The organism is Moorena sp. SIO3H5 (genome assembly GCF_010692395.1).
Classification (GTDB): Bacteria; Cyanobacteriota; Cyanobacteriia; order Cyanobacteriales; family Coleofasciculaceae; genus Moorena.
This window is the reverse complement of the sequence record NZ_JAAHHS010000083.1, coordinates 1-22,989: the sequence shown is the minus strand read 5'-3', so window position 1 is coordinate 22,989 and position 22,989 is coordinate 1. Positions and strand designations below refer to the sequence as shown.

The following is a 22,989-nucleotide window of genomic DNA, read 5'->3' as shown; positions in this document are numbered from 1 at the left end:
GACACCTACTGAAACCCAGGATATAACAGGGGTACTTAGTTACAGTTACGGTAACTTTGAACTCCAGTTTACTTAACCAATTAGTCCTACATCCGATAACCTAGCGCAAGAAACAAATCATAATAAAATAGCTCTCAATTTTGCAGCTAACTTGAAGTTTGCTTTAAAAGGACAAGCATACGATATTTATATTGGTGATGTGCGATTGTGGATACCTGATTATAGCCAATATACCTATCCTGATACTATGGTAATTCAGGGAAAACCCATCTATACCGGAAAAGGTAAGACGACTGTCATGAATCCCTTGCTAATTGTTGAGGTTTTATCCAAATCTACTAGAAATTATGACCAAGGAGAAAAATTTCTCTACTATCGCTCAATTCCACATTTTCAGGAATATATATTGATAGATCAGGCCAGATATCATGTGATTCAATATACCAAAACCAGTGAAGAAAAATGGTTACTCACTGAGCAAACCTCAGAAGCAGCAATTCTGGAATTAAATAATATCGATTTTACCATTAACTTTAGCGATATTTACGAAGGGATTAACTTTGAAGAGAATGATGAAAGTTGAAGGTTGTAAGGTTGTAAGGTTGTAAGGTTGTAAGGTTGTAAGGTTGTAAGTAGTCAAGTTACCTCTTGCCTCTTGCATGCATGCCTTTTGCCTTTTGCCTGTTCCCTGTTCCCTGTTCCCTAAAACCAAAAAATTTGTACCTCAACTAATTCAAAATAGCTATAGATATGTATCTCACCCATTTCGGCGCAAACAGCTGGCTACTGGAATTCCCAGACCAACGGATTCTGATTGACCCCTGGTTAGTAGGTTCATTGGTATTTGGCAACCAACCTTGGTTCTTTAAAGGGGACAAACCGGAAGCACTTAATAGCATTCCCGATAAAATTGACCTAATTTTGCTCTCCCAAGGCTTAGAGGACCACGCCCATACCCCAACCTTGGAAAAATTAGACAAAACTATTCCAGTGGTGGCCTCTACTAGTGCAGCAAAGGTAGTCAAACAGCTAGGTTATACCCAGGTAACTACCCTTACTGCTGGTGAAACCGTTCCGTTAGGAGATCACATAGAAATCCGAGCTTTGCCAGGAGCACCCATTGGTCCATTCCAGCAGGAAAATGCCTATCTGATCACGCAGTTGGATAGTGGTACCAGTCTTTACTACGAACCTCATGGCTATCCCCCTGCTGAAGTCAAGGATTATGCCCCAGTAGATATTGTGATTAGCCCAGCCGTGACCTTAGAATTACCGTTACTAGGGCCAGTCATTCAAGGCCATAAGACAGCATTACAGTTGGCGCAATGGTTGCGACCCCAAGTATTTCTGCCCACAGCAGCCGATGAAATTGTAGAGTATCAAGGGGTTTTGACTTCCGTGCTGCGGCAACAGGGGAGTCTCGAAGAATTGCGATCGCAACTCCTCCAGGACAACCTGCCCACCAAAGTCATCACTCCCAAAGTAGGAGTTTCCTTGGAAGTATAGCAAGGGAACAGGGAATCGGGAATCGGGAATCGGGAATCGGGAATCGGGAATCGGGAATCGGGATGTCAAAGATTCGGACTGCCCACCAGCAAGGGATTAATCAGTGAGGTTTGAATCAGCAAACCTAACATCAACCGGTAATGGTGGGCAAAATTGTGTGATCAAGATTTCTCCAGAGCACCAAAGTGAAATTGCCCACCCTACAAGCTTTCGTGATCTCCCCATCTCCCCATCTCCCCATCTCCCCATCTCCCCATCTCCCCACACCCCACACCCCACACCCCATACCCCACACCCCATACCCTACACCCCACACCCTCCCCTTGCCTCTTCATGGGAAAACGCTACAGTAGCATAGTGTCCCACATCAACAGCGAGAAGATCCAACATGCTGGAGTTGTATCAATTTGAACTGTCCCAATACTCAGAGAAAGTACGACTAATTCTGGATTACAAAGAGCTGGACTATCGCAAAATTGAGGTAACCCCAGGAGTAGGACAGTTAGAACTATTCCAACTGTCTGGTCAAAGTAAGGTACCAGTGCTTAAAGATGGGGATACAGTGATTAGTGATTCCACTGCGATCGCAATGTATTTAGATCGCAAGTATCCTGACAAACCAATCATCCCCACCGATCCCAAAGAACGAGGACTCTGCTTACTGATCGAAGAATGGGCAGATGAATCCATTGGTACCAAAAGCCGGAAAGTGGTCTATGGCGCATTGAGCCAAAATCCCGACTTCCGCAAATCCGTCTTACCGAACCAAACCCCTGATGTGCTCAAAACAGTAGTTGGTTCCGTACCCTCGGAATTTTTAGATATTCTAGGGTTTGGTGTCGGTTGTGGCACTGATGCCGTCAAGGAAGCAAAAGATGGTCTCAAGCAAGACCTAGAAGCTTTGAGTCTGTTGCTTCTCGATAGTCCTTATCTAGTCAGCAACTCCCCTTGCTTAGCAGATTTTGCCGTAGCTGGTTTAAGTCTGCTCCTGAAATTCCCCGATGGGAATTATCTCGATATCCCCCAGCAATATAAAGGTCAAGGGATTCCTGGCTTTGCCGATAGTAACCTCTATGAAACCTTTTTTGCTTGGCGCGATCGCATCTATGCTGATTATCGCAAACCTTTAGTTTCCAATACTCCCAGCGATTCTCAACCCACATCAATTGAGATCGACTAATCATAATTGACCCTAAGCGGTCAGCCGTCAGCGCTTAGCAGTCAGCGGTCAGCGGTCAGCGGTCAGCGGTCAGCCTTTAGCTGATAGCTTAAGCGCTACGCGCACGCGTGCGCGTAGCGCTTAAGCTGAGTGCTGACTGCTGATAATAGCTATGAGGTACACAATATTTTTTGCTAGCAATAGGCATGCTAGCAATAGGCATGCTAGCATGCCTACTCCCTACTCCCTACCCCCTACTCCCTACTCCCTACTCCCTACTCCCTACTCCCTACTCCCTAATAACCCAAATGATTTAGCATTGCTATAGTCCTACAATTATGGTAATGGATTTAAGTCAACCTTTAGGTTCAGTTATTCAAGGCTCTCTGTCTGCTGGATTGGAAGTGCGATTACACCCCGATGTCTCCGTAGAAGATATGCGGGTGGGGAAATTTCTGGTAGTCCAGGGAATGCGATCGCGTTTCTTCTGTATGCTGACCGATGTGTCTTTGGGAACCTCCAGTCAGCGGATTCTGGTTAATCCTCCTAATCCCAATGATGACTTTCTACGGGATGTACTCGCAGGTAGTGGCACCTACGGTACGATTAATCTAACCCCCATGCTAATGTTTACGCCACAAAAGTCCCAATCACAACAGCCAGTGGAACTAAATGGAAAAAGTCCCTTAGGCTCATTTCAAGCTCAAAGTAGCGAAGAGATGGAATTGTTACCAGTAAAAACAATTCCCAGCCACTTTTCTCAAGTATTCGATGCTAGTGAACGGGATTTTCGGGCAGTCTTTGGCTCAGAAGATGACCCCCATCGCCGGAATTTTTCCGTTGGTCAACCCCTTGACATGGAAGTTCCCATATGTATTGACTTAGATCGGTTTGTGGAACGGAGTAACGGGGTTTTTGGTAAATCTGGCACCGGTAAATCCTTTCTAACTCGGCTACTGCTATCTGGGATTATCCGTAGGCAAGCAGCAGTAAATTTAATTTTTGATATGCACTCGGAATATGGCTGGGAAGCCGTATCCGAAGGGAAACAATTTAGTACAGTCAAAGGGTTGCGCCAGCTTTTTCCATCCCAGGTACAGGTTTATACCCTCGACCCAGAATCTACCAGACGACGAGGGATTCGGGATGCCCAAGAGCTTTATCTGAGTTATGACCAGATTGAAGTAGAAGATATCAACCTAGTCCGAGGAGAGTTAAATCTTTCTGAAGCTAGTCTAGAAAATGCCATTATTTTACGCAATGAATTTGGCAAATCCTGGATTGTACAATTGCTATCCATGACCAATGAAGAAATCCAGGAATTTTGCGAAGTAAAACGAGGTAACAAATCCTCAATTATGGCATTACAGCGGAAATTAAGCCGATTGGATGAATTGAAATATATCCGCAGTGCTTGTCCCCATAATTATGTCAAGAAAATTTTAGAATCTCTCGATGCAGGTAAGCATGTTGTCGTAGAATTTGGTTCCCAATCCAATATGCTATCGTATATGTTAGCAACTAATTTAATTACCCGTCGTATTCATAACAGTTATGTTAGAAAAGCTGAAATATTTTTGCAGTCCAAAAATGCCAGCGATCGCCCCCGTCCCCTAGTAATTACCATTGAAGAAGCCCACCGTTTCCTAGATCCAGCCACAGTACGTCAAACAATTTTTGGGATTATTGCCCGTGAAATGCGCAAGTATTTTGTGACCTTGTTAGTCGTAGACCAGCGTCCTTCTGGCATTGATAACGAAGTCATGTCTCAAATTGGAACTAGGATTACTTGTTTGCTAAATGATGATAAAGATATTGAAGCAATTTTTACTGGGGTGTCTGGTGGCCAAAGCTTGCGTTCGGTATTGGCCAAGCTCGATTCCAAGCAACAAGCATTGATTTTAGGACATGCCGTACCAATGCCAGTCGTAGTTAAAACTCGTGCTTACGATCAGAAATTTTATCAGGAAATTGGGGAGCTAGATTGGCAAGAAAAGTCCGATCAAGAGGTATTTTTAGCTGCCCAATTAGCTAGAGAAGATATAGGCTTTTGAGATAAGCTATCAGCAGTCAGCGGTGTGGGTTGTGGGGTGTGGGGTGTGGAGGGAGTGGGGGAAGTGTGACCTCAACTAGGGTGGCACAGGCTTCTAGCCTTTGACCCATAAGCACCTCAAGTAGCGTGGGCGTAGCCCAAAATCGCTGATATAGCAATCCGTCTAGGAATTCAGATAATTTTGTTCCCTACTCCCTACTCCCTACTCCCTACTCCCTACTCCCTACTCCCTGTTCCCTGTTCCCTTTGCTTAAGCTGATAGACGAAGTTTTCTAGTATGCTGAAGATATGATCCCATAAGGGTTACGAGACGTGGCAAATGCCCGATCTGGTAACATCAGGGCTTATTTTCCCCGTGATTCATCCGGGGGATAATTTAAAAGGAGATTAAAACTTGAGGAACCAAAATCCACAAAATTGGCAATCTTTACTCGGGGGGATTATCGCAGCATTAGTTATTCTCCTCACCTTTAATTGTTTTGTAATTATCAATCCCGGTCAGGCTGGAGTCCTTAGTATTTTGGGTAAAGCTAGAGATGGCGCTCTGCTTGAGGGTATCCACTTCAAACTGCCCTTCGTCTCTATAGTCGATGTGTATGATGTCACCGTACAGAAGTTTGAAGTCCCAGCCCAGAGTTCCACAAAGGATCTTCAGGATTTGACCGCTCGATTCGCCATTAACTTCCGCCTCGATCCCACTAAGGTGGTTAGTATCAGACGAAAACAAGGAACTCTACAGAATCTAGTGACCACAATTATTGCCCCTCAGACTCAAGAGTCATTTAAAATTGCTGCCGCCCTTCGCACTGCTGAAGAATCGATTACCCAACGGAGTCAGTTAAAGGAAGATTTTGATAAGGCTTTGGGCGAAAGGTTAGCCAAGTATGATGTCCAAGTATTGGATACTAGCGTCATTGACCTGAATTTTTCTAGGGAATTTGCCAAGGCAGTTGAAGAAAAACAGGTAGCTGAACAACAGGCCCAACGAGCTGTCTATATAGCACAGGAAGCTGAGCAAGAAGCTCAAGCAGAAATTAATCGCGCTCAGGGTAAGGCCGAAGCCCAACGACTGTTGGCGGAAACCCTAAAAGCCCAAGGGGGTGAACTAGTGCTCCAGAAAGAAGCGATCGCAGCTTGGCGAGATGGTGGGGCTCAGATGCCTAAAGTTCTGGTTATTGGTGGTGATGGGAATAGCAGTGTTCCCTTTATCTTTGACCTAAACAACGTACCTCAATAGCATCAAAATGTCAATAAAATAGTCAATAAATATCTAATTTAGTCAAATTAGTCGTAGTAACTGGTAGGACAGTTGAGCGTTGACTACCAAAACCCGTTTTCTACCCAGAAAGCGGGTTTTTTAAAAATAAATTGATAGCAATCGAAGTAAAGCTTAAAATATATTTATTTTACCTGTTCCCTACTCCCTACTCCCTACCCCCTACTCCCTACTCCCTACTCCCTACTCCCTTTCCTATAAATTTTTAATGAGTATTTTCACCCTACAATCCGTTCGCAAAGACTTTGGAATTAAAGAAATCCTGAAAGAAGCTAGCTTGAGTCTAGATCCTATGGATAAAGTTGGTCTAATTGGCACTAATGGTTCAGGCAAATCCACCCTATTAAAAATAATTGCTGGTCTTGAGCCCATTGATGCTGGTCAACTCTCCATTAATCCCAAAACTAAAATTGTTTACTTACCCCAACAACCAGACTTAGATGACAATAACACGGTTTTGGAGCAAGTATTTGCTGATAGTGGCCAGCAGATGACTCTGATTCGTGAGTATGAAGAACTTTCCCAGAAATTGGCTCACAATCCCGAGGATAACCAACTGCTAGCACAGCTTTCAAGTGTAACCCAGCAGATGGATGCCACAGGAGCTTGGGAACTGGAAACAAAAGCAAAAATTATTCTAAGTCAATTAGGAATAGTTGATTTTGATGCTCCCATTGGTCAGTTGTCTGGTGGCTATCGTAAACGGATTGCATTAGCAGCCGCCTTGCTAGCGGAACCAGAGGTATTGTTAATGGATGAGCCCACAAACCATCTCGATGCCATGTCCGTAGAGTGGTTACAGAGTTACCTGAATAGTTATCGTGGAGCAATATTACTGATTACTCACGACCGCTATTTTCTAGACCAGGTCACCAACCGCATTATCGAAATTGACCGGGGAGACCTGTATACATACTCTGGCAACTATTCCTACTATTTAGAGAAAAAAGCCTTAGCTGAAGAATCAGCCATCAGTACTCAACGGAAACATCAAGGGGTATTGCGCCGAGAGTTAGAATGGCTCAAACGGGGGCCAAAGGCTCGCAGTACCAAGCAAAAAGCTCGAATTGACCGTATTCACGACATGCAAGCCAAGGAGTTTAAACAAACTCAGGGTAAAGTAGAAATTTCTACCCCTGGTCGTCGAATTGGCAAGAAAGTGATTGAGTTAGACAATGTTTCTAAAGGCTATGACGCTAGAATTCTGGTCAAAGATTTTACCTACGAATTTAGTCCCGATGACCGAGTTGGCATCATAGGTGGGAATGGAGTAGGGAAATCTACCCTAATGGATATTATTACTGCACGCATTCAGCCCGATTCTGGTAACGTTGAAATTGGGTCTACCATTTATATCGGTTACTTTGACCAGCATTCAGAGGATTTGCTCGAAGCTCTTAATCAAAATCAGCGAGTAATTGATTACCTAAAAGACGTAGCAGAATATGTGACAACCGCTGATGGCACATTGATTACTGCCTCACAGATGCTGGAGCGTTTCTTATTTCCTCCCACCCAACAGTATGCACCAATTCATAAGCTTTCCGGCGGCGAGAAACGTCGCTTGTTTCTGTTGCAAGTACTGATGAGTTCTCCCAATGTACTTATTCTTGACGAGCCCACTAATGATTTAGATGTACAAACCCTAGCTGTACTGGAAGAGTATCTAGAGGGGTTTAATGGTTGTGTGATTATAGTCTCCCACGACCGCTATTTCCTAGACCGCACCGTCGATAAAATCTTTGCCTTTGAATCTGAGGGTAATATACGTCAATACCCTGGTAATTATTCCCTTTATATCGATAAAAAGCGAGAAGAAGAAGCAAAACTAGCCCAACAGATGGCTCAGACTCAAGGTAAAAAGCCTGAATCCTCTAAGGTCGAGCCCGATCCTAAAAAATCATCCAGTAATAACAAACCCCGTCGGCTGTCTAATTGGGAAAGGCGGGAATTTGAGAAACTCGAAAGTCAGATACCCCAACTGGAAGCTCAGAAAGCTGAGTTGGAGAAAACCCTTTATCAATCCCCTCCCAAAAACACCAGTGAGGTCCAGGCACTTTATCAGACCTTAGAGGCATTGACTCAGGAAATTGATACAGCAACTGAGCGTTGGATGGAGTTAGCGGAACGGGACTCTTAGATCACTACCGTTGCGATTGCCTTATGGCCACGCTACGGGAACCCATAATTTCTCTCACCACCGCTGTAATTCTACCGTTGCGCTCCTAGCGTTCCATACCCATAATTGAACTAACAACCCTTGTGATTGGCCGTTCGCGCAGCGTCGCACCGCTCCCTACTGCCTACTCCCTACTGCCTACTCCCTACTTCCTACTCCCTGTTCCCTTAGCTATAGCTGACAACCATTGGGTACACATAATTTTTCCAAAAAGTTATACATTATCGAAACACCAATATATACATATAGCTGAAATACTAAATATAGCAGTTGAGTGGTCAAACCCTTAAGTCATGTTACCCCTTACCCAATCCCTATTTCAGTGTTTCCACAGTTACTTTAATGTGATCATTTACCCTATCGCTATCAGCAATCAGCCCATCATGATTAGAGTAATAGATAATTTAAAGATATTCCCGAATTTTATCTATTTTTTTACCCTTAAATTATCCCGTATAATTACCAAAAATATCTAAACTATGATCGAAAAGTTTTTTTTAAAAAAGGGGTTAATAAAATTGATTAAAACTATCCTAACTGAATTGTGATAATTTTTCTTCCCTCTTCCCTGATTCCTACTCCCTGCTCCCTGCTCCCTTTGCTATAGAAATAATTAAAAATTAAACCAATTAAATGATAATAAACTATAAGTATAGGCGTTCCAAGGAACGCCTTTTTTTTGTGATGTTTATGATTGTTTTTATGAATGAATAATTAATCATACTAATATCGTAGTATTACTATGTTTTATTCAACTAAATTATGATTTATGGTTTTTAACCAGCACTTTTTATTTTGATGTTTATGATTGTTTTTATGAGTGAATAATTAATCATACCAATATCGTAGTATTACTATGTTTTGTTCAGCTAAAGTTTGACCATTTAAAGTTTATATAAATTATGCCAAAGCTCAAGAAAATGGTATTGACAACTATTATTTATTTTTATTACGATTGAGGAAATGAACAGCACAGCAATCATCTAATCTTCTCTCACAACACAAATTGCTCACAATCTCCGATTAGTTTAGAATCAAGAGACTTCAAGAGTAATAAATAAATAAAATTACCAACCAATTCAACCATATATTTGCCAGACATCTTTTCCAAAGAGTGGAATAGGCAAATACCATAAACACGGTTAATTTAGTTCAAGCTTGGGAATAAGTAATTTGGAGGGCAATAAAATGAGTACCAAATCTTTTGAGATTTCAAATGTTGCAGGAGCTTCTGCTAAGGCCAGGATTACGTTGACCGAGCGTCCAAATGGCACCATTCGACTCAGAGTTGATGTGATTGATGGCACAATTGGCGATCTGCGGGGTTTATTTTTCAACATTTCCGATCAATCCCTGGTTAATGGTCTTTCTGTTTCAGGAAACGACGTCACTAATACCAAGTTTCAGGTCAATAATGTGAGCAACCTTGGTGGTGGCGTCAACATGAATGGAACAAATACCGATTTTGACGGTGGGGTCACGATCGGTAGCAGTGGGATTGGTAAGGATGATATTCAATCTACCACGTTTATCCTCTCCCACAATTCCGTTGACTTAACCCTGGATCTGTTTGAAAACCAAGACTTTGGTGTGCGTCTTACCAGTGTGGGTCAGAATCGCCAGCGCAGTAGCAAACTAGTAGGTAACCTAGGTGAGATTAATGACCTACCGGTTGAAATTAATGACCTACCCGTAGCACCCAACATTGGTGACCAACAAAACCTAGATGCTGACAGTGTTATTAGTCTAGATGCCTCCTTCACCGATCCCGATGGGGATTCCCTGACCTACAGTGCTTCTGGACTACCTGATGGATTAACCATCGATTCAGTTACCGGTCAAATCACTGGCACCATTGACAACAGTGCCTCCCAAGGTGGACCCAACGGGGATGGGATGTACACAGTCACCGTCACTGCAGATGATGGCAATGGTGGCAGCACCGACACTAGCTTCTCATGGGATGTGGACAACCCTGGTCCGACTGCTTCAACCGATAGCAACAGCATCACAGAAGATGCCGTTACGGTTGAGGGGAATGTGCTAACGAATGACAACGACTCTGATGGAGATGATATAACTGTAACCACTGTTGGTGATTTTGTTGGTGATTACGGTACCTTAACCCTGAATACAGATGGTTCTTACAGCTATACATTAGATAACAGTAACCCTGATGTTCAAGGTTTGGATGAAACTGAAACCTTAACCGATAGCTTCAACTACACCAACAGTGATGGAGAAGGGGGTTCTGCTAGTTCCAACCTCAGTATTACCATTAATGGAGCCAATGATTTACCTGTAGCACCCAACATTGGTGACCAACAAAGCCTAGATGCTGACAGTGGTATTAGCCTAGATGCCTCCTTCACCGATCCTGATGGGGATTCCCTGACCTACACTGCTTCTGGACTACCTGATGGATTAACCATCGATTCAGCTACTGGTGAAATCACTGGCACCATTGACAACAGTGCCTCCCAAGGTGGACCCAACGGGGATGGGATGTACACAGTCACCGTCAACGCTGATGATGCCAATGGCAGCAGCACCGAAACTACCTTCTCATGGGATGTTGATGCTGAGCCTGACATTTTAGAAGATGGCATTTACCAGCTTTCTAATCACACAGATAGTGCTAGTTTTGGTAATGGGCATGAACATGGTCTAATTCTGACTGGCTTGTTCGTGGATAATGAGTGGCGAACCGGTGACATCAGTGTGTTTGACTTCGAGCATCCTGATGCTAATATGCGGATGAGTGTAGATGGAGACGAAATCCGGATTTTCGGTACTGCTTTCGGTCACCTAGATGTAGATGACAACTTTTCCTACAACGATAATGACCCGGGTGGTTTATGGAAAATTGACTTTACTTACAATAACGCTGATAATGTCAGCAATGATGATGATTTAGAGATTGATTCTCAATTTGCTGGAACTAATACAGGTACTATCAAGAAACTCTATGGTGACCAGGCTGAATTTGATCTAACTGACGAGGCTGGCAAGAATTCCTTCAGTTTTCAGCTTGGTAATAAAACCGATAATAAGGGTCATCGCGGCTTTGATGGCATTTCTGGCTGGGGTTGGTTGAACCACTCCAATGCTGATGAATACGTCTATCATTCTGATTGGTTGTTCACCGTTGACCCGGAAGAGCTGATTAACGAAGCACCTGAATTCACCAATCTGCCTGATAATGGTAGGCTCTCCATTATGGAGGATGGCATCAACGTAATTGATATCAATGCCATTGATGATTTCGATGCTGAAGGTCAAGGGCTACAATACTCCATTGTCGGTGGTCGGGATCAAGACTTATTCAACATTGATCAAGATACAGGAGACCTCTCTTTCAAAGATGCTCCTGACTTTGATAATCCCCTTGATCACAATAGTGACAACAAGTACAAAGTCAAAGTACAAGTAACTGACTTGGATGGGGCGTTTACCGATAAAAATCTCTCGGTGAGAGTGAATCCGTTACCTACTCCAAATTCTCCTCCTGATGCGGTGAATGACAGCGACAGCACCTTTGTTAACACCTCTGTAACTATCAATGCCTTAGCCAATGACTCTGACCCCGATGGGGATGTTCTTGCGGTTACTTCCTTGAATGGTCAGTCTATCAATACTGGTGAAACCGTCAATACTAACAATGGTTCGGTCACTTTGCTGGATAATGGACAGTTAGAGTTTACCCCAGATACTGATTTTACTGGTAACGAAAGCTTTACCTACGAGGTCAGCGATGGTAACGGTGGTACTGACACGGCTGATATATCAGTGGATGTAACTGCTCCGCCCACTCCGACAGTCACACTTGTGGGTGATTCCAGCATCATGGAAGGTGATTCTGGTAGCTATCACGTTCAAGTTGATACTGTTAGTTCCCAAGATCGCCAAATCACACTCACGATTATGGATGGGACGGCTAATCGATTTGATAACAATAATGAGATTTTCCGTCAAATTGTGAATGGAGCAATTGATGGTGGCTTCTCCTGGGGACGTTATACAGATGGAACGAATGCATTAGACGATACCACAGTAACCAACTTACGACGTGCTTATATTTTTAGAAGAGACTTTTCTGGCAGAGTGCCTTTAAACACTGTTGGTAGTGGCTTTGCTACACAAGTTGGGTCTAGCGCACAGAATTGGGACTTTAATGTCACCAAGGATGGAGTTCTTAATGTCGGCAACACAATAACAGTTACAATTGCAGCAGGACAAACTAAGTCCGACAGCTTTGAAGTTAATGCAGCACGGGAAGAAGTAGTCATTGATAACTTCCTCAGTGGTAATAATAATTTAGGACTGCGCCTAAACGATCAAGCTGTAGAGGGTTCAGGAGTCAATATTCTACGTAACGGATTCACTCGAACCAGTGATAACGAAACGTTCTCCATCAAGATTTCGGATGCGGGTGATGCACAGATTAACCAGGGGACTCTTGAGGTTGATATTCAAGATAAAACTGACTATACCTTTGTCAGCCCAATTAGCTTTGACTTGAATGGTGATGGCATTAAAACCCTAAGTATTGATGAAGGGGTTGAGTTCGACATGCTTAACTCCGGCGGCAAGGTTAACACTGGTTGGCTTTCTGGAGAAGATGGCTTTTTGGCCATTGACAATGATGGCGACGGTCAAATCACCTCCCGTGATGAGCTATTCGGTGCCGGTGTGGGTGAGGGCTTTGCCAAACTTGAGACCTTCGACTCTAATGGTGACGGCTTAGTCAATGAAAATGATGCTCTGTTTGGGGAACTGAAGCTCTGGCAAGACAGCAACGAAAACGGTATCACTGACCAAGGTGAGCTAGTTTCCCTTGACTCTATCGGCATCACTGACCTAGAGACAGCTTTCACCGATGTCTTCACCCGTGATGCTAATGGCAATCTTCACGGTGAGCATAGTACTGCTCTGTTGAACGGTAAAACCATCGACATGGTGGATGTTTACTTCCAAGTTCAATTATAATTGAATCACCTGATTTATCCTCAATCTTAATGGTTGGGGATGTTTTGTGTCTAGTTTCAGGGAGTACGTAATAGGGAGTAGAGAGTAGGGAACAGAGACTTTGGGGAAGGTAGGCCGGGCGCGGGTAGGGTGGGAAATAGGGGAATTCACGGTTTCTGTTGCGGATTTAAATTGGATATTATTGAGTTATCAAAAAACCGTAAAGCCCTATCCATGGGTTTCCTGCTATCCTGCTCCCCTGCTGTAATAACCATGGAATTTAAATGAAAACCAGCTTAATATAGCAGTTGTTAATTGGGTAAAGTACTTCGTTATGATTTTTAGGAAGCCGGGACTTACGAGCAGAGACACAAAGTAGGGAGTATGAAGGCAGCGCTATACGGGAGCAGATCAAAGTTGCAGAAAGGCTTTCAGGAAGTGTTAGGCAGAAGGAGCTAGTTCTTAAGAAATCCCGTGATTTTACCAATGATTTAAAATTACTATATTATAAACCCTATAAGTAGAGGCTTTACATGTAAAGTCTCTACTTTTTTATGAGTAAATAGTCATGATAATCTCCTTCTATTAATCAGATTATGGTACGACTGTATCTTATTCAAATAATTCTCCCCGTTCTAAGAAACTGTAAGCTAAGTTTAAAGTTTATGTAAATTGCGCCCAAACTATCCAGATTGATATTGACACCCATTAGATTTTTTTTTTACGATTGAGAAAATCAAAAGCAAAGCAATCATCGAATCCTATAATCTGCTATCACCAATTAATCACAATATCTGATTAGTTTGGAATCAATAGACTTCAACAACCATAATAATTAAAGTACCAACACATTCAACTAACTATTTGCCAGATTGCCCAATAGCGGAATAGGCAAATACCATAAATAAGGTTAAGTCACTTCAGTAAACCAATCCTCAGGAATTTAAAACAATGACATTCTTTCGTAACCGCCTAAAAACAAAAAAAAGCTTCGGACAATCCAATTGGTCTAAAAAATCTGTAAACTTTGATCCAAACAACTGTTTGCCTGCAGGAAATGACAACTGTGGCCCAAATCAGAAGTGTTTCCCTAATAGAAATGGTGGATTTGGCAAATTCAAAGACTGGTTGGATAACGATGAAAAGGACTTTTTGAGCTTTGGCAAAGGCGGTTTCCAGGGCAATTTTTTAAAGGGCCAAAAGGGTGGATTTGGCAAATTCAAAGACTTGTTTGATGACGATAAGGACTTGTTTGGATTTGGCAGAGGCAAAGGATTTGGCAGAGGCAAAGGATTTGGCAGAGGCAAAGGATTTGGCAAAGGCCGTTTTAACTGCAATCCCGTCGATGAAAATACTGGTGAAATTGGCAACAAAGTCTGGCTTGATGCTAATGGTAATGGGATTCTTGATAAAGGAGAAGAAGGGGTTGGAGGGATTAAGGTTACTCTGACTGGCGCTGGTGAAGATGGTGAGTTTGGCACTAGTGATGATATCACCAAGGTCAGAACCACTAATGATAATGGTCACTACAAGTTTAAAAACCTTGCTGCAGGGGACTACAAAGTCAGTTTCTCTGATTTACCATCTGATTTAAAGTTCACCACACCTAATGTTGGTGACCAGGAGTCGGAAGATTCAGATGTTACTGATCCCACCACTGGTATGACAGAGGTGATTACCTTAAAAGCTGGGGAAATTAACAATAAAGTTGATGCTGGGTTGGTACAAGTAACTCCTTCTGATTCTGAGCCAGTCTCGATTCTAGAAGATGGCACTTACATGCTTTCCAATCACGAAGATGGTACTAGTTTTGGTAATGGCAATCCTCATGGTTTAATTCTGACTGGCTTGTTCGTTAATAATGAGTGGCGAACCGGTGACATCAGCGTGTTTGACTTTGAGCATCCTGATGCCAATATGCGGATGAGTATCAATGGAGACGAAATCCGGATCTTTGGTACTGCTTTCGGTCACCTAGATGTAGATGACAACTTTGACTATAACGATAACGACCCGGGGGGTTTGTGGCAAATTGACTTTACTTACAATAACGCTGATAATGTCAGCGGTGATGATGATATATCGGTTGATGCTCAATTTGCTGGAATTAATACAGGTACTATCAAGCAACTGTATGGTGACCAGGTTGAATTTGATCTGACTGACGAGGCGGGCAGCAATTCCTTCAGTTTCCAGGTTGGGGATAAAACCGACAATCAGGGTCATCGGGGCTTTGATGGCATTTCTGGCTGGGGTTGGTTGAACCACTCCAATGCTGAAGAATACGTCTATCATTCTGATTGGTTGTTCACCGTTGACCCGGAAGAGCTGATTAACGAAGGACCTCAATTCAGCAATCTTCCTCAGAATGGTATGCTCTCGATCATGGAGAACGCCCCGAACGTGATCGATATCAGTTCCACTGATGATTTCGATGGTGAAGGCCGAGGGCTACAATACTCCATTGTTGGTGGTCCGGATCAAGACTTATTCAATATTGATCAAGATACAGGTGAGCTCTCTTTCAAATATGCTCCCAACTTTGAGAATCCTCTTGATCACGATAGTGACAACAACTACAAAGTCAAAGTACGAGCAACGGACTTGGATGGGGCATTTACCGATAAACGTTTGTCGGTGATGGTTAACGATGATACCACTGAGATACCCCCAATTCTAGAAGATGGCACTTATCAGCTTTCCAATCACGAAGATGGTATTAGTTTTGGTAATGGCAATCCTCATGGTCTAATTCTGACTGGCTTGTTCGTTGATAATGAGTGGCGAACCGGTGACATCAGCGTGTTTGACTTCGAGCATCCTGATGCCAATATGCAGATGAGTGTGGATGGAAATGAAATCCGGATCTTTGGTACTGCTTTCGGTAATCTAGATGTAGATAACAACTTTGACTACGATGATACCCCAGGTTTGTGGCAAATTGACTTTAGTTACAATAACGTAGAAACTGTCACCGGAGATGATGATCTATCTGTCCAAGAGCGCTTCTCTGGAATTAATACAGGTACTATCAAGCAACTGTATGGTGACCAGGCTGAATTTGATCTCAGTGATGAGGCTGGTAACAATTCCTTCAGTTTCCAGGTTGGGGATAAAACCGATGATCAAGGTCATCGCGGCTTTGATGGCATTTCTGGCTGGGGTTGGTTAGAGCACTCCAATGCTGAAGAATACGTCTATCATTCTGATTGGTTGTTCACCGTTGACCCGGAAAAGATTATTACTGGTAATAAAAGTAACAATGAGTTGAGCGGTGATGATGGTAACAATCGTTTGAGCGGTGGTAAGGGTAACGATACCCTGAATGGTGGTAATGGTGATGACATTCTCTATGGTGGTGAGGGTGATGATACCCTGAATGGTGGTGAGGGTGATGACACTCTGAAGGGTACTGACGCCATTTCCGCTGGAGCTAATACTGATGATGTGTTACGGGGTGGTGCTGGTGCTGACCGCTTTATTCTTGGTGATGTCAACCAAGCTTACTATGTAGCAGCGGGCTGGCATGACTGTGCAGTCATTGAAGACTTTAATACCGCAGAGGGAGATGTGATTCAGCTCCACGGTTCTATCGGTGATTACCAGACACAGCAGGGCAATGGCGGCACCTATCTGTTGTATCAAAACACTGATGGCTCTTCTGACATGGTCGCTTTCCTACAAAATACTACCAGCGTTGATTTCACTAGCAACAATTTTGAGTTTGTCTAGTAATCATATACTCAACACAAAACTTCAGCTTTGGGTACAGAAGGCAAGTAGGGAAAGTAGTCATCAATAATTAACCTAAGCAGTCAGCTAACGCGCTATGGGCATTAGCTGACTGTTCATTCTGTAAGATTGAAAAAACACAATAGTGAAATCCAATGTTTTGGAGGGAATCGTCTTAAGATTAATGTTCCCGGTGACTCGAGCTGAAGTTCCCTATCTCCTTTACTTGATGGTACTACCAGTCATGATGAATTTTTGTTACGATAACCGAAAACATCCTGGATCGTAAACTCTATCACTAGACTTCTTGCATCAATCTGGTTTTTGCCCCCTAGGGCGTGTTTTCAAAGTTTTTCGCAAGATTATGATCCCCCCCAGCCCCCCTTAAAAAAGGGGGGAGCCATACTAAAAGTCCCCCTTTTTTAAGGGGGATTTAGGGGGATCTCCGAGTTTGAAGACAGGCCCTAGCCCCCCAATTTTTCAGGGAATGGGAGTGGAAGTCCCCCAAATTCAATTCCGTACGACGGTGCGCGCACCGCAATGTCAGGGGTCACGGGTGTAGAGGATGATCACGACAGGGGATAATCGGGGCTTGGCACCATTGATGCAAGATGTCTACTGTAGGTGGCGGTTTCCAGGGATAATCTGCTGTAGATGGGAAAACTGAGAAGGACTAATGGTCAAAGGAACAGGGGCATCCCTGTTAACCAAACTTCTGTAGTAAACCCGACAGCAACTTGGGATCAGGACTAAAAGTCCCCAGCTAAAATTTTCCTTGGAGACATCTTAATGCTGCGACTCGAACACATTAGTAAAGTATACCCCACTGGCGAAGTTCTAAAGGATGTCAACTGGGAAGTTAAACCAGGCGATCGCATTGGCTTAGTTGGCGTCAACGGTGCCGGGAAATCTACGCAACTGAAAATTATTGCTGGAGAGATGGAACCCACCAGCGGCGTTGTTATCCGTCCTGCCAGTCTTCATATTGCTTACCTCACCCAAGAATTTGAAGTAGACCCAACCCGCACGGTCTCAGCAGAATTCTGGACGGTATTTAAGGAAGCTAACCAGGTAAACGAGGAAATCTTACAAGTGCAAAACGCCATGGAAATGGCTGATGAAGCAGAATTGGAAGGGCTGATTAGAAAACTAGATAGGTTGCAGCGCCAATTTGAAGCCCTGGATGGTTATGGCTTACAAGCAAAAATTGACAAGATTTTGCCAGAGATGGGATTTGAGCCAGAGGATAGCGATCGCTTAGTGAGTGCTTTCAGTGGTGGCTGGCAAATGCGCATGAGTTTAGGCAAAATCCTGCTCCAGAAGCCAGACGTCCTACTGATGGACGAGCCGACTAACCATCTTGACTTGGAAACCATCGAATGGTTGGAAAATTATCTCAAGGGTCTGAAGACCCCAATGGTAATAGTATCTCACGACCGGGAGTTTCTTGACCGCCTCTGTACCCAAATTGTAGAAACTGAACGGGGTGTCTCGACTAACTACCTAGGCAATTACTCAGCTTATCTGCAGCAGAAAGCCGAGATGCAGGCAGCTCAACTGAGTAGCTACGAGCGTCAACAAAAGGAAATAGAAAAGCAGCAAGCCTTTATTGAGCGTTTCCGTGCTAGTGCAACCCGGTCTACCCAAGCCAAAAGCCGAGAGAAACAATTAGAAAAAACTGAACGGATAGAAGCCCCCACTGCTAACCTCAAAACCCTCAAATTCCAATTCCCTCCTGCCCCCCGTAGTGGTGTTGAGGTAGTCAAAATCAACGATTTAGTCCATGACTATGATGACAAGATTTTATTTCTGGGAGCAGACTTGTTGATTGAACGGGGCGATCGCATTGCCTTCATCGGTCCCAATGGTTGCGGTAAATCCACCTTACTCCGCATGATCATGGCAATGGAACAGCCCACAGAAGGAATAGTAAAACTAGGCAAACACAATGTCATTCCTGGTTACTTTGAGCAGAATCAAGCAGAAGCCCTAGAATTAAGCAAAACGGTCATGGAAACCATCCATGATGAAGTCCCAGACTGGAAAAATCAGGAAGTGCGTACCCTATTGGGACGGTTTCTGTTTACTGGGGACACGGTCTATAAAAAGGTTGAGTCCCTTAGTGGAGGCGAAAAAGCCCGCCTTGCCTTAGCCAAAATGCTCCTTTGTCCTGCTAATTTACTAATTCTGGATGAGCCGACTAATCACCTGGATATCCCAGCCAAAGAAATGTTGGAGGAAGCACTCGGTACCTATGATGGTACAGTAATTATTGTTTCCCACGACCGCTATTTTATCTCGAAAGTGGCAAACAAAATAGTAGAAATTCGGGATGGCGAATTCTGCACCTATCTAGGAGATTACCACTACTATCTCGAAAAGATTGCCCAGGAAAAAGAAGAAGCTCGCTTAAAAGCGATCGCTGCGGCCAAAGCGGCTAAAAAAGCTGCCAATGCTAGCAAAAAGACTAAAAAGACTAAAAAGAAAGCTGCTGCTAAACAAAAGTAACAACAAAAGTGACATATAGCAGTTCTCAATACCAAATTGAGAACTGCTATATTACTTATTACCGATTATAGCTTTTATCATAGCTATAAGGTACACATTATTTTTTCCCTGCTCCCTGCTCCCTGCTCCCTGCTCCCTGCTCCCTGCTCCCTGCTCCCTAAAACCCAGAGATTTGTACCTCATGGGTATAATACTTGCTATAAAAGCTTATTGCTGAAGTGCTGAGGAGTCAACTATATTGCTGGTTAATCTCTGCAATACCTGATCAATATCATTCAAATCACCGACAATCCGCCGGACAGGCTCGGGCCATACTCTGAGTAGTGTCGGTGTAGCCGAGATATGATCGGTTTCTGCCAGTTCTGGGTGCTTGAAAACATCAATAATTTTTAGGGTATAGGGATGACCTAAATGATTCTCTAACAACTGGTATAGACTCTTGAGAGTATACTCAGTTTCTGTACTATGTCCGGAAACAAACAAACGCAGGACATAGCTATGGGTAGGTTGTACCTGGGAGTGAGACACATCAGGCAGGGACATCCTGGATAAAGAATCAGGTTTGCTGACATCGGTGGCAGTAAGTGAGTCTGTACTATCAGTGGCAGACTTAGATAAACCCGGGAGCTTTTCCATAGCTCTCAAATGTTCCTGAGGTGAAGATCTGCCAGAGTTTTGGTTAGTAACCCTTTCTGGCAAAACCTCTTCTGTATCAGAGTAGGATAATGGCTCTGGGCGGTCAATGCGCAGGATCAAGTCATGGTTTTGCCAGAGTTGGGGAAACTGATTGCGATAAGTTTCTAGCACCGCCGGGTCACAGGACTCTTCCTCCCAAGGAGCTACTTGCCACATCAGGTTTTCAGTCCCAAATACTGCATTTAACAATGCCTGATGATGTTGCACCAACCAATGAATTTCTGCTGACATGCGCAACTGATTGGTTTGAGGGTCAATCCACCGATCAATGGTGGCAGTATATCCGGGGACTAAAAAATGAGGTGGCTCTGGTAACCCCAGTATTTCCTGTAAACTCGCACACAGATGCAGATGCCAGTGACTCTGCTTATTAAAGTCAATGCTATACACTAGATCTTCCCCTGGTGTAAATATAGCAATACCTTTAAACAGTTGGGGCAAGGGGGTTTCATCCAGCATATGCTAGTACTATGTCGTCAATTTAGTTTGATACTAATGGTTTTATTTTATAGTTTATAAGCGTTATTTTAATAGTTTATAAGTGTTATTTTAATAGTTTATGTTTTAGGGGTTAGGTGTTAGGAGTTAAGTCTTAATCCCTAATTCCTAATCCCTAATATAAGCGTGACTAATCCCTAGATCCGACCGCGCAACATCATTGCGATCTCGTTGGGAGTGGGTGACTTTTCCAAGGCAGTTTCCTCAGTAATACGCCCCTCTTGATAAAGAGCGAACAAGGATTTATTTACGGTAACCATACCGTCAAATTCACTGGCCGCCATCAGTTGTTCAATTTCTTCGTATTTGCCCTTGAGAATGTAATCCTTAATGGATTCAGTATTAATCAGGATGTCATGAAAAGCAGCACGCTTGCCATCAGTAGTACGGCACAACCCTTGGGAAATGACTCCTACTAGGGCTTCTGATATGGCCACCCGCATGGGAGCCTGTTCTTCTGGATTGTAGAGATTGAGAATCCGCTCAATGGTTTTCACGGCACTGTTGGTATGCAAAGTACCCATGACCAAGTGACCAGTTTGAGCAGCCTTGAGAGCTGTATTGACTGTTTCTCGATCTCGCATTTCCCCAATCAGAATCACATCAGGGTCTTCCCGCAAAGCCGCTTTCAATGCCCGGTCAAATTTACGGGTATGCATTCCTACTTCCCGCTGTTTAACCAGAGATTTGCGACTTTGGTGGATAAATTCAATGGGGTCTTCAATGGTAATTATATGCCGCGCCATATCTTTGTTCATATAGTCTATCATGGCGGCCATGCTGGTAGATTTTCCGGAACCTGTGGGACCGGTGACCAAAATGAGACCTTTATGGTAGTGACAGACATCTTTCAGGATTGCAGGCAACCGCAACTCCTCAAGGGTCAATATCTTCAGGGGAATAATCCGCAAGACCATTGCAGGACCAAGAAGGCTATCGAAGACATTAATCCTGACCCGACTAAACTCGTACTGAGTTGCCCCATCAAATTCCAAATCTTCTCTAAAGCGCCGGATTTCCTCATCAGTCATTACTTCTTTGAGCCAACAGTTAAATGTTGCGTTATCTGTGACTGGATACTCCGTTGGCTCCATTTCACCGCGACTCCGGAAACGGGGAGTTTCACCAACACCTAGATGAATATCAGACACTCCTTTCTCAAAAGCCTGACGGACAATGCTTTCTAAGCTTGACTGTCCAGGGGGCAGACCGATACTCTGGGGTGTCTTCTGGTGCTGATTGGCGGATGGTTTGGCTTGGACGTTAGTGGCTGAATTCTGAGCTGCTGTGGCCACAGGCCGAGGGCGTGAGGCTACTGCGGCACCGCCTTGACCGTTTCTTGGAGCCATGGCTCTTGGTTGTGCAGGTCTCGATTGATTGCCTTGAGCAGATGCTGCTCTAGACGCTATATTCAAAGGCGGTGGTGCTGGTGCAATGCGGGGTGAGGACTGTTGATCTGTCATCTTTCAACTACCAACTACAGTTGGGCTACGAGAATTTATTTTACAAACTCTTACTCAAAGTTTTCCCAACAGTTAGCGTTGAGTATAACTTATAACAGTTCTACCTTAAGTAAGGGATTTTAGTCTTGGGTTAATGGCATTAGGGAGTCGGGAGTCGGGAGTCGGGAGTCGGGAGTCGGGAGTCGGGAGTCGGGAGTCGGGAGCGGTGCGACCCCGCGCTTTTTCAAAGCTAAGCGTGAACGGGCACTCCCTGGGAGTCGGGAGTCGGGGTAAGAAATTTGAGTGTACCTGATAAGTATAAGAAACGCTATACACCAATTTCATTTCTTTGAACTATAAATGGTGATCAGGTGATGTGTTGATAGGACTATGTATGTTTTGAAATCCCTTAGCTGTCACCATCTAATTGTTTGTTATTGTTTGTGATTGTTTATTTTTGAGTAAGCAGCAAAAACTCTAAAATCTTCTCCCCTGCTCAAAACTAGATTTAAGATCAGCGTGAGGGCGGGGCGCAATCCGTGAGGGCGCAAGCAAAGGGTTACTAAAATTCAAAGCACCCCTAAGATGAGGATTGAGCAAGGGACGGGGGGGGTAACTCCTAATCACAAATACCTAATATGAGTAATTTAGCGTAATTATAAGTAATTATGCTCAATATGAGGAAACTACTCAATTTGGATAATATATATTAAGCAAATTATAACAAATGTTAAGCAAATCGGAGTCAACCCCTCACCCATCCTGATCCGATTCGGTGACCCTAGCTCCATTTCTTGTTCTTGGGACTCTATAACTTATCTCTATCACTGATTCGGTCTATATAACTGTGACATACTCCTACACTGACTCTGCTCTTACAGAGCCGCTTCGCGAACGAGTTCAGTGTAGGCTTCTTGCCAACTCCACCCAACGGTTCGGATACTCGGCAAGCTTTATTAACGACACGGGATG

At 43.7% G+C, this 22,989-nt stretch carries 16 protein-coding genes; 12 read left to right on the top strand and 4 right to left on the bottom strand.

Going from position 1 to position 22,989, the window contains the following annotated elements; translation table 11 throughout:
* Positions 1-79: 79 nt before the first annotated feature.
* Both F6K52_RS12165 and F6K52_RS12160 read left to right on the top strand, forming a co-directional pair.
* The gene (locus F6K52_RS12165) at positions 80-583 is read left to right on the top strand and encodes a Uma2 family endonuclease (RefSeq protein ID WP_293077766.1); all 504 of its coding nucleotides are present in this window, start codon (positions 80-82) and stop codon (positions 581-583) included.
* Positions 584-750: 167 nt separating this feature from the next.
* A complete protein-coding gene (locus F6K52_RS12160) occupies positions 751-1,506 on the top strand; it encodes an MBL fold metallo-hydrolase (RefSeq protein ID WP_293077762.1) in 756 nt (251 codons plus the stop codon).
* Positions 1,507-1,706: 200 nt separating this feature from the next.
* Here the strand turns inward: F6K52_RS12160 and F6K52_RS12155 are convergent, their stop codons facing one another.
* Entirely contained in the window at positions 1,707-1,841 is a 135-nt protein-coding gene (locus F6K52_RS12155; RefSeq protein WP_293077760.1) for a hypothetical protein, read from the bottom strand.
* A gap of 53 nt (positions 1,842-1,894) precedes the next feature.
* Between F6K52_RS12155 and F6K52_RS12150 the strand changes: the two genes are divergently transcribed.
* From F6K52_RS12150 to F6K52_RS12105, 10 genes are all read left to right on the top strand, one after another.
* On the top strand, positions 1,895-2,686 hold the full coding sequence (locus F6K52_RS12150; protein ID WP_293077758.1) for a glutathione S-transferase family protein: 792 nt from the start codon (positions 1,895-1,897) through the stop codon (positions 2,684-2,686).
* Positions 2,687-2,837: 151 nt separating this feature from the next.
* Positions 2,838-2,993 (top strand): hypothetical protein, encoded by a 156-nt coding sequence (locus F6K52_RS12145; RefSeq protein ID WP_293077756.1) that lies wholly within the window; start codon positions 2,838-2,840, stop codon positions 2,991-2,993.
* A 16-nt stretch (positions 2,994-3,009) separates the two neighbouring features.
* The gene (locus tag F6K52_RS12140) at positions 3,010-4,719 is read left to right on the top strand and encodes an ATP-binding protein (protein ID WP_293077764.1); all 1,710 of its coding nucleotides are present in this window, start codon (positions 3,010-3,012) and stop codon (positions 4,717-4,719) included.
* Positions 4,720-5,112: 393 nt separating this feature from the next.
* On the top strand, positions 5,113-5,955 hold the full coding sequence (locus tag F6K52_RS12135; protein ID WP_293077754.1) for a prohibitin family protein: 843 nt from the start codon (positions 5,113-5,115) through the stop codon (positions 5,953-5,955).
* 247 nt (positions 5,956-6,202) lie between these two features.
* Positions 6,203-8,134: an ABC-F family ATP-binding cassette domain-containing protein gene (locus F6K52_RS12130; protein ID WP_293077753.1), complete on the top strand. Its 1,932-nt coding sequence runs from the start codon at positions 6,203-6,205 to the stop codon at positions 8,132-8,134.
* A 122-nt stretch (positions 8,135-8,256) separates the two neighbouring features.
* On the top strand, positions 8,257-8,463 hold the full coding sequence (locus tag F6K52_RS12125) for a hypothetical protein (RefSeq protein ID WP_293077752.1): 207 nt from the start codon (positions 8,257-8,259) through the stop codon (positions 8,461-8,463).
* Between the two features lie 898 nt (positions 8,464-9,361).
* Positions 9,362-13,162 (top strand): Ig-like domain-containing protein, encoded by a 3,801-nt coding sequence (locus F6K52_RS12120; protein WP_293077750.1) that lies wholly within the window; start codon positions 9,362-9,364, stop codon positions 13,160-13,162.
* 930 nt (positions 13,163-14,092) lie between these two features.
* Positions 14,093-16,873: an SdrD B-like domain-containing protein gene (locus F6K52_RS12115; protein ID WP_293077748.1), complete on the top strand. Its 2,781-nt coding sequence runs from the start codon at positions 14,093-14,095 to the stop codon at positions 16,871-16,873.
* Between the two features lie 789 nt (positions 16,874-17,662).
* Complete coding sequence (locus F6K52_RS12110; RefSeq protein WP_293077746.1) at positions 17,663-19,381, top strand: ABC-F family ATP-binding cassette domain-containing protein; 1,719 nt, start codon at positions 17,663-17,665, stop codon at positions 19,379-19,381.
* Between the two features lie 36 nt (positions 19,382-19,417).
* Positions 19,418-19,606, top strand: coding sequence for a hypothetical protein (locus tag F6K52_RS12105; RefSeq protein ID WP_293077744.1), 189 nt, complete (start codon positions 19,418-19,420; stop codon positions 19,604-19,606).
* On the opposite strand, the gene F6K52_RS12100 is transcribed toward F6K52_RS12105, so the two are convergent.
* The 3 genes from F6K52_RS12100 to F6K52_RS12090 form a co-directional block, all read right to left on the bottom strand.
* The gene (locus F6K52_RS12100) at positions 19,589-20,536 is read right to left on the bottom strand and encodes a circadian clock KaiB family protein (protein WP_293077742.1); all 948 of its coding nucleotides are present in this window, start codon (positions 20,534-20,536) and stop codon (positions 19,589-19,591) included. The two genes, F6K52_RS12105 and F6K52_RS12100, sit on opposite strands and share 18 nt — an antisense overlap.
* Before the next feature lie 176 nt (positions 20,537-20,712).
* Complete coding sequence (locus F6K52_RS12095; protein WP_293077741.1) at positions 20,713-22,038, bottom strand: type IV pilus twitching motility protein PilT; 1,326 nt, start codon at positions 22,036-22,038, stop codon at positions 20,713-20,715.
* 105 nt (positions 22,039-22,143) lie between these two features.
* On the bottom strand, positions 22,144-22,362 hold the full coding sequence (locus tag F6K52_RS12090; RefSeq protein ID WP_293077739.1) for a hypothetical protein: 219 nt from the start codon (positions 22,360-22,362) through the stop codon (positions 22,144-22,146).
* Between the last annotated feature and the right edge of the window lie 627 nt (positions 22,363-22,989).

Bases quoted from the DNA above. Each gene is read 5' to 3' on its own strand.
- F6K52_RS12160 (WP_293077762.1), top strand. From the start codon at position 751: ATGTATCTCACCCATTTCGGCGCAAACAGCTGGCTACTGGAATTCCCA.
- F6K52_RS12155 (WP_293077760.1), bottom strand. From the start codon at position 1,841: ATGAAGAGGCAAGGGGAGGGTGTGGGGTGTAGGGTATGGGGTGTGGGG.
- F6K52_RS12150 (WP_293077758.1), top strand. From the start codon at position 1,895: ATGCTGGAGTTGTATCAATTTGAACTGTCCCAATACTCAGAGAAAGTA.
- F6K52_RS12145 (WP_293077756.1), top strand. From the start codon at position 2,838: ATGAGGTACACAATATTTTTTGCTAGCAATAGGCATGCTAGCAATAGG.
- F6K52_RS12140 (WP_293077764.1), top strand. From the start codon at position 3,010: ATGGATTTAAGTCAACCTTTAGGTTCAGTTATTCAAGGCTCTCTGTCT.
- F6K52_RS12130 (WP_293077753.1), top strand. From the start codon at position 6,203: ATGAGTATTTTCACCCTACAATCCGTTCGCAAAGACTTTGGAATTAAA.
- F6K52_RS12120 (WP_293077750.1), top strand. From the start codon at position 9,362: ATGAGTACCAAATCTTTTGAGATTTCAAATGTTGCAGGAGCTTCTGCT.
- F6K52_RS12115 (WP_293077748.1), top strand. From the start codon at position 14,093: ATGACATTCTTTCGTAACCGCCTAAAAACAAAAAAAAGCTTCGGACAA.
- F6K52_RS12110 (WP_293077746.1), top strand. From the start codon at position 17,663: ATGCTGCGACTCGAACACATTAGTAAAGTATACCCCACTGGCGAAGTT.
- F6K52_RS12100 (WP_293077742.1), bottom strand. From the start codon at position 20,536: ATGCTGGATGAAACCCCCTTGCCCCAACTGTTTAAAGGTATTGCTATA.
- F6K52_RS12095 (WP_293077741.1), bottom strand. From the start codon at position 22,038: ATGACAGATCAACAGTCCTCACCCCGCATTGCACCAGCACCACCGCCT.
- F6K52_RS12090 (WP_293077739.1), bottom strand. From the start codon at position 22,362: ATGAAATTGGTGTATAGCGTTTCTTATACTTATCAGGTACACTCAAAT.